Raw genomic sequence first — 13,642 nt, forward strand, 5'->3', positions numbered from 1 at the left:
ATGACACTTTATTCAAAGAAAGAGATTGTCGAGCGCGCAAGAGAGCTCGCTAAAATGATTTCTGAAACGGAAGAAGTTGATTTCTTCAAAAAAGCAGAAGCGCAAATCAATGAAAATACAAAAATTTCAACGATCATTAATCAAATTAAGGCGCTTCAAAAACAAGCTGTGAACTTAAAGCATTACGGCAAACATGAAGCCTTAAAACAAGTCGAAGAAAAAATCGATGCCCTGCAAGAAGAACTGGATGACATCCCAGTGATTCAAGAATTCAAAGAATCACAAATGGAAGTCAATGCCCTGCTTCAGCTTGTAGCGCACACGATTTCGAATCAAGTAACAGATGAAATCATTCTTTCAACCGGCGGTGACCTCTTATTAGGAGAAACCGGTTCAAAAGTGAAAAACTCATCACCAAGTTGCTCCATTAAATGAGAAAACCCCGCAGATGCGGGGTTTTTTGCTTTCATATTAACATTTTTTGAAAAGCACTACCCATTCTTTTTCATGCTTCATCGTCTCCAAACCTCTCACTCTCCAACTTTTCCAATTTTCAAGGCAAGTTTATGGGCGACCATGCATACACTGAAACAGAAATGAATTTAATTGAACATGAAGTTCAAAATCGTGACACACTAGACGAATGCCCAGCATAAGATAAAACGATCAAGAACAAGGAGGCATGCCGGAATGTCTGAATACAGAGAAATTATTACAAAAGCGGTGGTTGCAAAAGGGAGGAAATTCACCCAAAGCACACACACCATTTCTCCATCGCAAAAACCAACCAGCATCCTAGGTGGTTGGATCATTAATCATAAGTATGATGCTGAAAAGGTCGGTAAAACCGTTGAGATCGAAGGAACATTTGATATTAACGTATGGTACTCTTACGCCGACAACACGAAAACAGAAGTCGTCACAGAGCGTGTGAAGTATGTAGACATCATTAAACTGAGATATAAAGATAAGAATTTCCTTGATGATGAGCACGAAGTAATTGCGAAAGTATTGCAGCAGCCCAATTGCTTAGAAGTGACCATTTCTCCAAATGGCAATAAAATTATCGTTCAGGCAGAGCGTGAATTCATTGCTGAGGTAGTCGGTGAAACAAAAATTGTCGTAGAGGTCAATTCAAGCTGGAAAGAAAAAGATGATCACGAGTGGGAAGAAGAAGTGGATGAGGAGTTAGAGGATATTCATCCAGAATTCCTAGCAGGTGAGCCAGAAGAGTAATGAATGACTAGGGCGCATATCCCCCTAGTTTTTTTGTGCCTGATCTAGGAGAAAAAAGGTGATTTTTTATGCTATAATTAAAGATGGTATGAATTCGAAAGTAATATAGTGAGGGATTAGAAATATGGCAAGTTATACGCCCATGATACAGCAATATTTAAAGATCAAGGCAGATTATCAAGATGCCTTTTTATTTTTTCGCCTAGGCGATTTTTATGAGATGTTTTTTGATGATGCAAAGGAAGCCGCGCAAGAACTAGAAATTACGTTAACAAGCAGAGACGGCGGCACAATTCCAATGTGCGGCGTTCCTTATCATTCTGCGTCTGCATACATAGAACAGTTGATTTCAAAAGGCTACAAGGTCGCCATTTGTGAGCAGGTGGAAGACCCTAAAACGGCAAAAGGTGTAGTCAAAAGGGAAGTCGTTCAACTGATTACACCAGGAACCGTCATGGATGGTAAAGGTTTAAGTGAAAACGAGAACAACTTTATTGCGTCTGTTACCAGCTTTCAAAATGGGTACGGTCTTGCGCTGTCAGATTTATCAACAGGTGAAAACATGGCGGCATTCATCGATCGATTAGATGAAGTCGTATCAGAAATTTATTCTGTTGGTGCAAAAGAAATTGTGGTGTCAAAGCAGCTGGATGAGGAAACAATCAAAACCCTTAAAGAACGCTGCCAAGCGACCATTTCATACGAAGATAGTGATGAATTATTAGATGAAGCTGAACAGCTCATTTCCCATCTTGATGAAAAGTTAAAAACAGCATTTTTAACACTATATGCCTATTTAAGAAGGACGCAAAAAAGAAGCTTGGACCATCTTCAGAAAGTTCAAGTATTTGAGCTTGAACAAACGATGAAAATCGATCTTTACTCAAAACGAAACCTTGAATTAACAGAAACGATTCGTTCAAAAAGCAAAAAAGGCTCTTTATTATGGCTGTTAGATGAAACAAAGACAGCGATGGGCGGCAGACTGCTCAAACAATGGATCGACCGGCCGCTCATTCGCCTTTCGCAAATTAACGAGCGTCAGGAAATGGTGCAGATTCTGATGGATCATTTCTTTGAGCGAGAGGATCTGCGCGAACGATTAAAGCAAGTATATGATCTTGAGCGTTTAGCGGGCCGCGTGGCATTTGGCAACGTGAATGCCCGTGATCTCATCCAGCTCAAAGAATCCTTAAAACAAGTACCGGATATTAAACAACTCGTTCATTCATTACCAGAGGAAATGGCGAAATCAAGAGCGAATGAGATTGATCCTTGTGGTGACCTCCTTGATTTATTAGAAGATGCACTTCATGAAAATCCGCCGATGACGATAAAAGAAGGCAATCTGATTAAAGATGGGTACAATGCAAAATTAGATGAATACCGTGATGCCAGCCGAAACGGAAAGGACTGGATTGCACGGCTTGAACAGCAGGAAAGAGAATATACCGGCATTCGCTCCTTAAAAGTCGGGTTTAATAAAGTGTTTGGTTATTATATCGAAGTGACACGCGCAAATACACATCTGCTGGAGGAAGGGCGTTACGAAAGAAAACAAACGCTTGCCAATGCAGAGCGGTATATCACACCTGAATTAAAAGAAAAAGAAGCACTGATTCTTGAAGCAGAATCAAATATTAACGAATTGGAATATGAACTATTTACAGCTCTTAGGGAGCAAGTAAAAGGCTATATTCCTAGATTACAGCTGCTTGCAAAACAAATGAGCGAGCTTGATGCGCTTCAATGCTTTGCGACTGTCAGTGAAAAGCGCCGTTATATCCGGCCGGAATTCTCAGAGGATGATGTGGATGTCAAAGATGGCCGTCACCCTGTCGTTGAAAAAGTGCTGGATCACCAGGAATATGTACCGAATGACTGCCAGATGGGAAAAGGCAGACAAACCTTACTCATCACTGGACCGAATATGTCAGGGAAAAGTACGTATATGAGACAAATGGCGCTCATCTCGATTCTTGCGCAGATTGGCTGCTTCGTGCCTGCGTCAAAGGCGACGCTTCCAATCTTCGATCAAATCTTTACACGTATTGGTGCAGCAGATGATTTGATTTCTGGTCAAAGTACTTTTATGGTAGAGATGCTCGAAGCGAAAAATGCGATGGTGCATGCTACGAAAAACAGCTTGATTTTATTTGATGAAATTGGACGCGGGACAAGTACTTATGATGGAATGGCTCTTGCGCAGGCGATCATTGAATTTGTTCATGATCATATTGGGGCCAAAACCCTATTCTCTACACATTACCATGAGCTCACTGTCCTTGAATCTCAATTAAGCGAGCTGAAAAATGTTCATGTGCGAGCTGAAGAGCATGAAGGCACGGTCGTTTTCTTACATCAAATCAAAGAAGGTGCAGCTGATAAAAGCTATGGTATTCATGTAGCGCAGCTTGCGGAATTGCCTGATGCCATCATTAATAGAGCCCAGACTATTTTAACGGAGCTTGAGAGCGGATCACATGACTTGACCCCAACCGTATCTGCAGCACCAAAAGCAGAAAAGGCTGAAGAAAAACAGCAGCTATCTTTCTTTGAAGTAGAAGAAAAACCGCAGCCCAAAGCTGCCCTAAAACAGAAGGATCAAGCGGTCATCGACGAATTAAAGTCATTCAACCTAATGGATATGACGCCGCTTGACGCCATGACAAAGCTATATGAATTGCAAAAGAAATTATAATGTAAGGTGAGGTGAGCAGAAATGGCAAAGATTATTCAGTTATCCGATGACCTATCCAATAAAATTGCTGCAGGTGAAGTGGTTGAGCGTCCGGCTTCTGTTGTAAAGGAGCTTGTGGAAAATGCGATCGATGCAAAAAGTACAGTCATTGAAATCGATGTAGAAGAAGCAGGTCTTTCTTCTATCAGGATTATTGATAATGGTGTTGGAATCGATGCTGAAGATTGTAAGCTCGCCTTCCAGCGCCATGCAACGAGTAAAATCAAAGATGAAAATGATCTGTTTCGTGTTAGAACGCTCGGATTCAGAGGAGAGGCGCTGCCAAGTATTGCATCCGTCTCTCATCTAGAAATGAAAACAAGTACTGGCGAAGGAGCTGGGACACACTTAGCTTTGCAAGGCGGGAAGATTATTTCAGAGAAAAAAACCTCTGGCCGCCGCGGCACCGAGATTGTGGTCACCAATTTATTTTACAATACGCCAGCCCGCCTAAAATACATGAAAACCGTTCATACGGAACTTGGCAATATATCGGATGTGGTCAATCGAATTGCACTAGCTCATCCCGAAGTATCGATCCGTTTGCGTCATCAAGGGAAAGTTCTGCTACAGACAAATGGAAACGGAGATGTGCGTCATGTACTTGCGGCCATTTACGGGACAGCTGTGGCTAAAAAAATGCTGCCGCTTCACGTACAATCACTTGATTTTGAAGTGAAAGGATATATTTCCTTACCAGAAGTGACGAGGGCATCACGGAATTATATGTCTTCTGTTGTAAACGGCCGATATGTCAAACATTTTCCGCTCGTGAAAGCGATCCATGAAGGGTATCACACGCTGCTTCCGATTGGCCGCCATCCAATTACATTTATTGAGATGAAGATGGATCCCATTCTAGTGGACGTGAACGTTCATCCTTCGAAGCTTGAAGTGAGACTAAGTAAAGAGCAGGAACTTCATGAGCTGATTAAACAAGGAATTAAGGAAGTATTTCAAAAGCAGCAGCTCATTCCAAGTGCTTCAGCACCAAAAAAAGCACCAATGCCAGCTGTGAAAAATGAGCAGCAATCCTTAACCTTCGATGCGAAACAAGGAAAACAAAGCCCAGCGGAAACACCGCTAACCTATCAGCCGGAGCCGCTCGAATCGATCGTATACGAGACAAGTCATACCGATGCATACGGAATGCCTAAACAAGAGAAGACAGAAGCATCATCACCAGTATGTTATGAAGAAGCCTCATCTGAGCGTGTTCATTTAGAGGAATCCGCCGCTTCACTTGAATATGAAGAGACGGTACTGCACGAAGAAATGACAGAAACAATTCCTGAAAATGAGCGCGTCCCTGTGATGTATCCAATTGGACAAATGCACGGCACATATATTTTGGCTCAAAATGAACGAGGTCTTTATATCATCGACCAGCATGCGGCTCAAGAGCGAATCAAGTATGAGTATTATCGTGAGAAGGTGGGAGAGATCAAGCAGGAAGTGCAAGAAATGCTCGTCCCCTTAACATTTCACTACTCTAAAAACGATATGCTGATCATTGAAGAGCATAAGGATATTCTAGCGAAAGTGGGGGTCTTCTTAGAGCCCTTTGGTTCAGGTAGCTACATCGTTCGGTCGCATCCGCAGTGGTTTCCAAAAGGTGAAGAGGCTGAACTGATCGAAGAGATTATAGAGCAAGTGCTTAATGAAAAACGTGTTGATATCAAGAAACTGAGAGAAGAAGCGGCGATTATGATGAGCTGTAAAGGCTCAATCAAAGCAAATCGTCATTTGCGTCATGATGAAATCAAAGCCTTATTAGATGAACTTCGGCAAACGAAGGACCCATTCACCTGTCCGCACGGCCGGCCGATCATCATTCATCACTCGACATATGAGATGGAGAAAATGTTTAAACGGGTGATGTGATATAAAAAAAGCGCTCTAATCAGAGCGCTTTTTTATTTAGCATCCGCAAGGATCTGGCGGTGTGACCACAACTGGTCGTGTATTAATATCAATCGTATCTTCTGCATAAAATGTGGAACCGATGCTGATGGCTCGATTTTCTGCACGGAACGTATATGTACCTGCAGCAGGAAGTACTTTATGTGAAAGCTTTAATGTATATTTGGAAATTCCAAGTAAATCCAATCTGAGCGGGATACGAACGGTTTGTCCGTTGTTCAAAATGTAGCTGTCTTTTAATGCTTTACCGTTCATAATGTCTTTAGTTGTTGCTTGGAAACCCTTTGGCAGAGTGAACTCAACCGCACCAAGACTTAGAACAGAATTTGGGCTGTACGTCAGCTCAATGTCAGAAAAAGACCATTCCTGCTTACTTGCTCCTGTAATTTTTGCGTAAAGTGCAGCTGGTTTTGCATTGGTTGTTGCTTTGCCGGCTTCCTCAGCAGATGCAGAAAGCGGTACTGACAGTGCCATAACCAATGTGAGCATCCCCATCATAAGAATCGTCCACGTTTTTTTCATTTTTTCCTTCCCCCTTGTTGAATATAGGTAAATAATAGATGATTACACCCATTATTTACCTATAATGTTACCATATTACCATATGGTATTAAATGGGACATTATACCCTTATTTTGTCATTCTTTAGTAATAGCGGGGAAATAGCGCATTTGGTTGATTCATTCCGTAATAATGGCCTGGCATTTGCTGGTTTGTTGGCATCATCATATGCATATCTTGATAACCATATGGATGATGTGGCATCATCCCGTATCCACCATAATGGCCTAGATGATGATGGTCCTTCATTGGAACATGCTTTGAAAAGGTATCATGCTGATTTGGAAACGGTGAATAAACTGAATGATGATGTGGATGGTGCGCGTTATACACATCTTTTTTGCCGCTATGATAATGGTTTGGCATATTCATATGATCATGCATGTTTGGCGCGACCATATGCTCATGATTGGCTGTATACACATTTTCAAATGTGTGATAGGGATTTTCTTGGTGATAATGATTCATTTGGCTGTTCATATCGTTCATGTATATCTCATCCTTTATGTCAGGTTGCCATATCCTATGAGACAGATCTGCTTCATGAGCCTATCCATATAAAAGAAAAAAACCGGCCTTTCAGCCGGTAAAAGGAAAAGCAGGTAAAGCGTCAAGCCTTAAATTGTGTAGCTGTGTCTTCTTCTGCGACGCTTTTTACATCTGCTGCAGACACTTTTAGGAAAATAACAGGGATCGTAGCTTCGAGAGGTATCCCAAAAATCGCTCTCAAACCATTTATCTTTTTTATGACAAAACTTTTTTTCTTTACATGGATCCTCATGGCAATGATCGTCATGCTTTTTATGGCAGTGTGAGTGGGAATGTTTGCACTTGCATTTGCACATTGTCATCCCTCCTAAATGTGACTCAATGCTAGTATATGCAAGAAAGAGTCATGAGGACTGGATGCTCTTGCTTCTTTTATAAAAAAAGGCCTTTTTCTGAAAAAACTCAAATAAAAAGAATTGACTAGTGCTAAATTAACATGATAAAATATAAATTTTTATCCTCTGATGAAATGTGTTATAATGATATTGTGAATACTTTCGGAGGTGGCGGATTTGTTTCAAATAGGTGATAAAATTGTTTATCCAATGCATGGAGCCGGTGTGATTGAAGGAATGGAAGAAAAAGAGATTTTAGGTAAGACGCAGGAATATTTCCTGATTCAAATGCCGAATATGCAGATGATGGTCCCAAAAGGCAGAATCAATCAACTAGGTATACGTCCGGTAGCAGATCAAGCAACGCTGAAAGTTGTGATGAACAATTTTGCAGAAGAAACAAACGACGACACGCTTACTTGGAAGCAAAGATATGATGAAAATCTGAAAAAGCTAAAAACAGGTGCGATCGAAGATGGTGCAGACGTTGTCAAAGATCTAATGAGACGAAATCAGAAGAAAGCATTAAATTCAAGTGAAAAGAAGATGCTTGAAGATGCAAGAGGTATGTTAGTGAGTGAGATTTCACTTGCACAGGGACTGACGCAAGATGAAGTGATGACAGCTTTAGAGAATGAATTAAGAATGTAATGATGATATACAGAGACTAGCTGTAAACTGAAGGGGGCACTCCTTTTGTTTACAGCTTTTTTGTTTGAAGAAAAGAGTAATATTGCCATTTTTGTAGGTGGTTTTAACTAAAATTGAAATGAGGTCATACGATTTAGTTTTTACGTTCACAACAAAAATTTAAAGACCTCTGAAATACCTAGATAACATTAAAAACAGGTAACTTCTCCTGATTAATTCAAATGAGCCGGACAACCTTTGAATTTTCTAAGCCATTGATAGTAAAATATTGCGGTAAGATGACACCTAAGAGAAAAAAGGAGCGGTGAAATGAAAAGGTTACTAATATGTGGATTCATCTTTCTTATTCTGTGTACTCTTTTAATGGTGAAATGCAGCCATTCTGTTCAAGAAAAAAAAGAGCAAAAGCAGCATCATCAAGAGGTAGAAAAGTATCAAAAAGAGCGAAAACAAGGCGATCAATATGAAAACTTTAAACAGCTCATGCGATATGAAAGAGACGGTTATGAGATAGAATTTCACGAAAAGGGCGGAAGTGATTTACTCGTATTTTCTCCTCATGGAGGTGACATTGAACCAGGAACAAGTGAAATTGTAGAAGCCTTTCAAGAAAGCTACTCTACGTATTTGTTTGAAGGTACAAAGCAAGACAATAACCGGGACCTGCATATCACGAGTACCAATTTTGATGAACCCATTTTGGTTCAAATGATTAAAACGTATCCTTTTTCAATTTCCATCCACGGCTATAAAAGTGATAAAAGACACACGCTCGTTGGCGGCACAAATGAAAAAATGCAAAGAGCAGTTGTACGAGAACTAAAAGATCGGGGATTTTCCGCAGAAATGGTACAAAAAGGCGAACGGCTTTCTGGTACAGATCCCAAAAATATAAATAATCGAAATGCGAGTGGTGAAAGCGTTCAGCTCGAAATTAGTACAGCGCAAAGAGAAGCTTTTTTTGACAATTTTGATACGAGAAAGGGAAAGAAAAAAGCATTCAGACGCTATATTAATGCGTTAAAAGAAGTGCTCAGAGAATTCGACCCTTCTTCGTAATAAAATTTTGATGGGCAAAAGTACTCTATTTAAACTTGGTAAAAAAGATAGGAATATGCGATTTGAACATAAAATATGTAATAACTTACAATTTGCCTTAAAAACATAAATTATGTAAAATAATAGTTATCAGTTTGATATGATAGAATGGGGCTGAAGTGGATGGCACACAAAATACCATCTTCCGAAGTAGGTGTAAAGATCAATCAATGGTACACGCATATTTGCAAATTTGAAGTTGAACAGGCAAACGGCATGAAGCGCCTTGTTGAAGAAGAAATTCATGATATGGAAGAGGATCAAGATTTACTCCTATACTATTCTCTAATGGATTTTCGCCATCAAATGATGCTTCAGCACTTAGCGCCAGTCCATGCAGGGAGTGAAACGCTTCAAGCAGTGTCCTTTCCTAAAGAAATTGACGATGCAGAAGATGAGATGACAGGCTTACTCGGCTATTATTTTCATTTTTTTCATGGAATGTATGCGTTTATCCAGCGCCGCTATATCGAGGCCATTTCATATTACAAGCATGCTGAACATCAACTGATTTTAGTGACAGATGAGATTGAAAAAGCAGAATTTTACTATAAAATCGCAGAAGTATACTATCATATGAAACAAACCTATTTCTCCATGCACTACGCTAAAAAGGCAAGAGACATCTACAAGAAACATCAGCTTTATGGAAAAAGAAGCATTCAATGTGATTTTGTCATGGCAGGTAATTGGATTGATGTTAATCAGTATCAAAAAGCGCTTCCTTATTTAGAAAAAGCGTTAAAGGTCTGTGAAGCGATGGAACAAAAAGAATGCACATCTTACTTTAAAGCAATGGCTCTTAATAACTTAGGCACTTGCCATTATAGTATGGGAACGTACCATACAGCGACTGTCTTTTTTGAACAAGCCATCTCACTTTATCAGAAAGATCAAGCATCCACGATGATCAAATCATTGTTTTCACTTGCCCTTACTTGTTTTAAACTCGGAGATATTCAGCGGGCGGGGGAGGCCATATCTACAGGAATGAAAGAGGCTTGTGTATTGGAAGATGAAATTTATCAGTTGAAATTCCAATTTTTGCAGGCGCTCTATATAGAGAAAGACGGCTGTGAGCAATTGAGGTCGGCCCTTTTTGGTCTGAGAAATAAAAAAATGTTTGCTGATTTAGAGGAATTAGCGCTTGATGCGGCTAATTATTATAAGGAACGCGACATGTACAAGGAATCCTCCACTTTTTTTGAGATTGTGATCGAAGCGCGTACGCACATTCAAAAAGGAGATGAGATGTATGAGAACGAAGCATAACATGTCAGCTGCTCAAGTAGATGAAAGACTTCACACTTAAAAATGAGACAAACAACACCCTTTACGCAAAACGTAAAGGGCTTTTTTCTTTATTCTTTGATTGCTTTTTCTGCGTCAATTGCACCTGCTCCATAAATCATCGGGTCATCCCCAGACCACTTGCCAGTATTTTCTTTTAACAGGGTTTTGACTTCATCTGGCGTTAAATCCGGTGAATGCTCTAATAGTAGAGCGCAAATACCAGCACAAATCGGTGTTGCCATCGATGTGCCAGATAACGTTGTATAATCCTCATCGACTCTGCTTGATTTATCGAGTTTATCCAGAAAGGATCTTGGTGATCTGAGAGAAACGATGTTTACGCCTGGTGCGAGGATATCAGGCTTTGCTTCCCCATAAACAGTTGGCCCTCTGCTGGAAAACGGTGCCACGACATCGTCACTTGATTCTGGTGTATTCCTGTCATCGTAGGCTCCGACCGTAATGACTTTTTGGCTGACAGCAGGGCTTGCAATTGTCTGGCTGTTAGGACCAGAGTTTCCTGCAGCGACGCATACAACAATGCCTTGATCCCAAGCCGCATTGACAGCACGCACAATTGGATCGTCCTGTTCGTCATCATAACGCTGCGCAGCACCGCCTAGCGACATACTGATAATATGAATCGGATCATCAGGGTGGTCTTCGTTGAACTGTATGCACCATTCAACACCTTCTATAATAGTAGAAAGTGATCCAGCGCCTTGTTTATTTAACACTTTCACGCCAATCAGATTTGCTTTTGGGGCAGGTCCTTTGTATAAGCCATCTGAAGCGGCTCCATCTCCCGCGACATCTCCCGCGCAGTGAGTACCGTGGCCATTATCATCATAAGGCTTTGTTTTTTGTTTGACGAAATCCACAAAATCTCGAATTCTTCCATCTAAATCTTCATGCGGATAAATTCCTGTGTCAATGACAGCGACCGTAATGCCTTCTCCGGTTAAAGTTGTCCCGTTTCGGATGACTTCTTCAGCATGACTTGCTTGTGCGGCTACATCCAGCAGCGCATGAACTTTTCGGTCTAAATAAATTTTACGAATATGCTCCCCATTTGCTAATAGCTCCTCTAAAGCAGCAGGCGTTAGATCAGCAGCGCAGCAATTGATATGGGAAAAATGCCGTTTTATATTTGTTTTTCTGCTTTTTTTCATGAGCTGTTTTGTGCTTTGAATCCCTGCTTCGGCTGCACCTTCCTTAAATTCAATGATCACACGAAGCTTCTTTTTCTTCTTCAGCCTGCCTTCGAAAAAACGATGAAGAAAGCATGGCGTCCATTTAAAAGGTTTATAAAGGTGAAGAACGGTCTCTCTTAAAGGCTGATCTAGTTTACTAGCATGTGTTCTGACCATTTGCACCATAGAAAATCCAAACATGTGATGCCCTCCATTCCAGCTATCCATTCTCGTACACTCTTACGTTATGAGAATGAGAACTGCTTGGTTCGGATTCTTGTCCCTCCTTTTCTTTATATTGGCGGCTTGCTTATGTCTTTCAAAAAAGAAAAGCGCTTACATTTTGTAAAATAATAGAAAAAGGTGGAAATCATATAGAATCTGCCGATGATAGGTGGGAGAGTTCTTCTGAGAGAACCAGTGAAACAAAGGATTTTGCAGAAAAAGGAGGGCTGTGGACAGGGTCAATGCTCATATAAATGTGATGCGTGACAGATGGAAAACATCAAATCCTTATCAAAAAAAGCCGAATTAAAGAAAACAGACTGGATAGGACTAGGTCATATTAAACATAACGTCATTTGTTTGTCATACTATTCTAACTCTGTTTTCAAAGAGGAGAGGCGTTTCTGTGTATATAAATGCAATTATCTTATTTTTGAGGAATCTCATGATCTAGAGTGTTATGATCAAACGTGAAGAGAAAATGTGGAAAAAATGATAAGAAATGATGATTCAATATAAATCATAGAAACGGCTTAGAAATCTGTTAAAGGAGAACGGGAATGAAGAAGTTTTTTGCTTTGCTTCTCCTGCTTGCGATCGGATGGGGCGTTTATTATACCATGCAAGCACAGGAACATGATGAGCCAGTGTCATCAGGTGGGGAAGACGAAAGCGGTTCAAATGATATTTATCGAAATTTTAAAGAACTTGAAGAAAACGAATCAACGAGCAGCTATAACATTACAGCCAACCCAGTGCCCGGCAGCCGCCTTCTTGTGATGTCACCTCATGGCGGGAGGATCGAAGGCGGCGTGAGCGAGATCGTCCATTTTTTTGACAACGATTTTTCGACGTATTTATTTGAAGGTCTAAGAGAGAATGCATCAGAACTTCATATTACAAGTACAAACTTTGATGAGCCAATCGGCGTCGCGCAGGCAAAAGCACATGATTACATTTTAGCAGTGCATGGATACAAAGGCGAGGAAGGAATTGACCATACTCTCGTCGGCGGAACAGATTACGACCGTGCAGAGAAAATTGTCAACTCATTAGAGCGGAACGGATTTTCTGCTGAACTAGCTGTCGCACACGCAACCCTGAGCGGGACAAGCAATCATAATATTAATAATCTTACAAAAACAGGGCAAAGTGTGCAGCTTGAGATTAGTAGAAGTCAGCGTGAAGCTTTATTTGACAGTTTCGATTTTCGGAGGCGGTCAAGTACAAAAAACGAGACATTCTATCGTTATGTCAGGGCGATTCGGACAGTGCTGGATGAAGAATATACATAATGGCTGTGCACCTGCTAAGACAAGCAGGGGAATTCTTGTTACACTATGAACAGTGATAACAAAAGGAGAGACGGATATGGCGCGTCATCATTTTCATCTTCAGGCAAGCTGGCCTGGTCTGCGTAACGATGTGGGTACAATCGCATGTGAACAATTAAAAACAAAGATTTCGATTCCAAAGGAAATGGACGGTCCTGGTGTTGGAACCAATCCAGATGAGATGCTCTTAGGTGCAGCGGCTACGTGTTATATCATTACACTTGCAGCCATGATGGAGCGGAGTCAATTAGAGAAAGAGGATCTATCGATGAGCTCTGAAGCCGTCGTAGATGTGACAAATGGTGTGTTTACTTATGAGGAAATCATTCATCGACCTGTCATCACCCTTAAAGAGTCCGCTTCTGCACATGAAATTGAGCTTGCTCGTAAGCTTGCGCATAAAGCCGAAAGCTCATGTATGATCTCAAGAGCTGTTCAGGGGAATGTGAACATTTCTTTAGAAGAAACCATTCAAGTCGGCCGTTAAAAACAAAAAAGTCATTT

12 protein-coding genes are annotated in these 13,642 nt (G+C 40.7%); 9 read left to right on the plus strand and 3 right to left on the minus strand.

What is annotated here, in order from left to right:
* From MHB41_RS08355 to mutL, 4 genes are all read left to right on the plus strand, one after another.
* Window positions 1-435, plus strand: a complete 435-nt coding sequence (locus MHB41_RS08355; RefSeq protein ID WP_217008608.1) for a RicAFT regulatory complex protein RicA family protein — start codon at window positions 1-3, stop codon at window positions 433-435.
* Between the two features lie 255 nt (window positions 436-690).
* Complete coding sequence (gene cotE, locus MHB41_RS08360) at window positions 691-1,236, plus strand: outer spore coat protein CotE (RefSeq protein ID WP_034281908.1); 546 nt, start codon at window positions 691-693, stop codon at window positions 1,234-1,236.
* A gap of 124 nt (window positions 1,237-1,360) precedes the next feature.
* Window positions 1,361-3,937: a DNA mismatch repair protein MutS gene (mutS, locus tag MHB41_RS08365; protein WP_034281909.1), complete on the plus strand. Its 2,577-nt coding sequence runs from the start codon at window positions 1,361-1,363 to the stop codon at window positions 3,935-3,937.
* 21 nt (window positions 3,938-3,958) lie between these two features.
* On the plus strand, window positions 3,959-5,860 hold the full coding sequence (mutL, locus tag MHB41_RS08370; protein WP_034281912.1) for a DNA mismatch repair endonuclease MutL: 1,902 nt from the start codon (window positions 3,959-3,961) through the stop codon (window positions 5,858-5,860).
* A gap of 36 nt (window positions 5,861-5,896) precedes the next feature.
* On the opposite strand, the gene bslA is transcribed toward mutL, so the two are convergent.
* A complete protein-coding gene (gene bslA, locus MHB41_RS08375) occupies window positions 5,897-6,421 on the minus strand; it encodes a biofilm surface layer hydrophobin BslA (RefSeq protein ID WP_024424102.1) in 525 nt (174 codons plus the stop codon).
* Between the two features lie 123 nt (window positions 6,422-6,544).
* Window positions 6,545-6,949, minus strand: coding sequence for a hypothetical protein (locus tag MHB41_RS08380; protein WP_034281914.1), 405 nt, complete (start codon window positions 6,947-6,949; stop codon window positions 6,545-6,547).
* 572 nt (window positions 6,950-7,521) lie between these two features.
* On the opposite strand from MHB41_RS08380, the gene MHB41_RS08385 reads away from it, so the two are divergent.
* The 3 genes from MHB41_RS08385 to MHB41_RS08395 all read left to right on the plus strand — a co-directional run bounded on the left by MHB41_RS08385 (window position 7,522) and on the right by MHB41_RS08395 (window position 10,365).
* The gene (locus MHB41_RS08385; protein WP_024424099.1) at window positions 7,522-7,995 is read left to right on the plus strand and encodes a CarD family transcriptional regulator; all 474 of its coding nucleotides are present in this window, start codon (window positions 7,522-7,524) and stop codon (window positions 7,993-7,995) included.
* A 309-nt stretch (window positions 7,996-8,304) separates the two neighbouring features.
* Entirely contained in the window at window positions 8,305-9,054 is a 750-nt protein-coding gene (locus MHB41_RS08390; protein WP_034281917.1) for a poly-gamma-glutamate hydrolase family protein, read from the plus strand.
* 162 nt (window positions 9,055-9,216) lie between these two features.
* Window positions 9,217-10,365: a Rap family tetratricopeptide repeat protein gene (locus MHB41_RS08395; protein WP_034281920.1), complete on the plus strand. Its 1,149-nt coding sequence runs from the start codon at window positions 9,217-9,219 to the stop codon at window positions 10,363-10,365.
* An 89-nt stretch (window positions 10,366-10,454) separates the two neighbouring features.
* On the opposite strand, the gene MHB41_RS08400 is transcribed toward MHB41_RS08395, so the two are convergent.
* The gene (locus MHB41_RS08400; RefSeq protein WP_340900354.1) at window positions 10,455-11,780 is read right to left on the minus strand and encodes a S8 family peptidase; all 1,326 of its coding nucleotides are present in this window, start codon (window positions 11,778-11,780) and stop codon (window positions 10,455-10,457) included.
* Between the two features lie 584 nt (window positions 11,781-12,364).
* Here MHB41_RS08400 and MHB41_RS08405 point away from each other — a divergent pair.
* Together MHB41_RS08405 and MHB41_RS08410 are read left to right on the plus strand one after the other, a co-directional pair.
* Window positions 12,365-13,099, plus strand: coding sequence for a poly-gamma-glutamate hydrolase family protein (locus MHB41_RS08405; RefSeq protein WP_024427035.1), 735 nt, complete (start codon window positions 12,365-12,367; stop codon window positions 13,097-13,099).
* Window positions 13,100-13,175: 76 nt separating this feature from the next.
* A complete protein-coding gene (locus MHB41_RS08410) occupies window positions 13,176-13,625 on the plus strand; it encodes an OsmC family protein (protein WP_034281924.1) in 450 nt (149 codons plus the stop codon).
* The last annotated feature ends 17 nt before the right edge of the window (window positions 13,626-13,642 follow it).

The sequence above is a fragment of the Bacillus sp. FSL H7-0578 genome (genome assembly GCF_038630855.1).
In the GTDB taxonomy this organism is placed as follows: Bacteria; Bacillota; Bacilli; order Bacillales; family Bacillaceae; genus Bacillus; species Bacillus safensis.

Coding starts and splice junctions, on each gene's coding strand:
- MHB41_RS08355 (WP_217008608.1), top strand. CDS start 1: ATGACACTTTATTCAAAGAAAGAGATTGTCGAGCGCGCAAGAGAGCTC.
- cotE (WP_034281908.1), top strand. CDS start 691: ATGTCTGAATACAGAGAAATTATTACAAAAGCGGTGGTTGCAAAAGGG.
- mutS (WP_034281909.1), top strand. CDS start 1,361: ATGGCAAGTTATACGCCCATGATACAGCAATATTTAAAGATCAAGGCA.
- mutL (WP_034281912.1), top strand. CDS start 3,959: ATGGCAAAGATTATTCAGTTATCCGATGACCTATCCAATAAAATTGCT.
- bslA (WP_024424102.1), bottom strand. CDS start 6,421: ATGAAAAAAACGTGGACGATTCTTATGATGGGGATGCTCACATTGGTT.
- MHB41_RS08380 (WP_034281914.1), bottom strand. CDS start 6,949: ATGAACGATATGAACAGCCAAATGAATCATTATCACCAAGAAAATCCC.
- MHB41_RS08390 (WP_034281917.1), top strand. CDS start 8,305: ATGAAAAGGTTACTAATATGTGGATTCATCTTTCTTATTCTGTGTACT.
- MHB41_RS08395 (WP_034281920.1), top strand. CDS start 9,217: ATGGCACACAAAATACCATCTTCCGAAGTAGGTGTAAAGATCAATCAA.
- MHB41_RS08400 (WP_340900354.1), bottom strand. CDS start 11,780: ATGTTTGGATTTTCTATGGTGCAAATGGTCAGAACACATGCTAGTAAA.
- MHB41_RS08405 (WP_024427035.1), top strand. CDS start 12,365: ATGAAGAAGTTTTTTGCTTTGCTTCTCCTGCTTGCGATCGGATGGGGC.
- MHB41_RS08410 (WP_034281924.1), top strand. CDS start 13,176: ATGGCGCGTCATCATTTTCATCTTCAGGCAAGCTGGCCTGGTCTGCGT.